Source organism: Agromyces sp. P1_H4, from assembly GCF_056405255.1.
In genome coordinates this window covers 1-1,191 of sequence record NZ_JBFUCL010000556.1, presented here as the reverse complement: position 1 = coordinate 1,191, position 1,191 = coordinate 1, and the positions used below count along the sequence as shown (strand labels likewise).

Sequence of the window (1,191 nt, the reverse complement as noted above, 5' to 3'; positions counted from 1 at the left end):
CGACAACGCCGAGTACCTCGGTGTCGTGCTCGGGTTCGGCTCGCTGGCTGCCCTGCTGACCAGCCCGCTGGCCGGTCAGCTCTCCGACCGCACGCGTTCGCGGTGGGGTCGTCGCCGGCCGTGGCTCGTCGGCGGCATCCTTGCCGGCCTCATCGGCCTCGCCATCATGGCCGCCTCGCCGGCCGTGCTCGGCCTCGGCATCGGCTGGGTCATCGCGCAGATCGGCCTCAACTCGACGGTGAACACCTTCGGCACCATCCAGGCCGACAAGCTGCCCGAGAACCAGCGCGGCAAGGTCGGAGCCATCACCGGCTTCGCCACCATGGTCGCCCCCGTCTTCGGTGCGGTCTTCGGAGGAACGGTCGCCAACCAGCCCTTCCTGCTCTTCCTGATCCCCGGTGCCATCGGCTTGGTGGTCGTCCTGATCTTCGTCGCGTACTACAAGGATGCCGACAGCCGGAACATCACCTTCGACTCGCCGCTGACCGCCAAGGTGCTCGTCTCCAAGTACGTGTTCAACCCGAAGCAGTACCCCGACTTCGCCTGGAACTGGCTCGGCCGCTTCCTGTTCTTCTTCGGCCTCACCCTCAACACGAGCTACACGGCGTTCTTCTTCGCCGAACGTCTCAACATCCCGGTCGACGAGATCGGCGGCACGGTCGCCACGGTCGGCGGCATCGGCATCCTCGGCACGATCGCCGGCGTGTTCCTGGGCGGGTTCCTCTCCGACAAGCTCCGCCGCCGGAAGGCCTTCGTGCTCGGTTCCGGCATCCTGTTCGGAATCGGCGCCCTCGTCATGGTGGTCGCCCCCGACCTCACCCTGCTCCTCGTCGGATCCCTGCTGTGCAACATCAGCATCGGCGTCTTCTCGGCCGTCGACCAGGCCCTCTACCTCGACGTGCTGCCGGAACGGGACACCGAAGCCGGGCGTTTCGTCAACATCATCCAGCTCGCGAACGTGCTCGCCCAGGCGATCGCGCCCTTCGTCGCCGCAGCAGCCCTGGCGCTGATCACGACGGGCGACCGGTACGCGGTGATCTACATCGCCGCAGCCGTCTTCACCGTCGTGGGCGGCCTCGTCGTCCTGAAGGTCAAGGCCGTTCGCTGACCACGTTGCGGCCGGGCTCCTCCATGGCCCGGCCGCAACCACCCCCTGAGGAAGGCCGCCATGCCCCACGCTGACCGCCCGAT

Annotated in this window: 1 protein-coding gene; it reads left to right on the top strand. The window is 67.6% G+C overall.

All coding sequences use genetic code 11. The annotated features are described in order from the left end of the window. Window positions 1–1,108: MFS transporter (locus AC1DY2_RS19920; protein ID WP_476763989.1), on the top strand; the 1,108-nt coding region annotated here is incomplete at its 5' end. Between the last annotated feature and the right edge of the window lie 83 nt (window positions 1,109–1,191).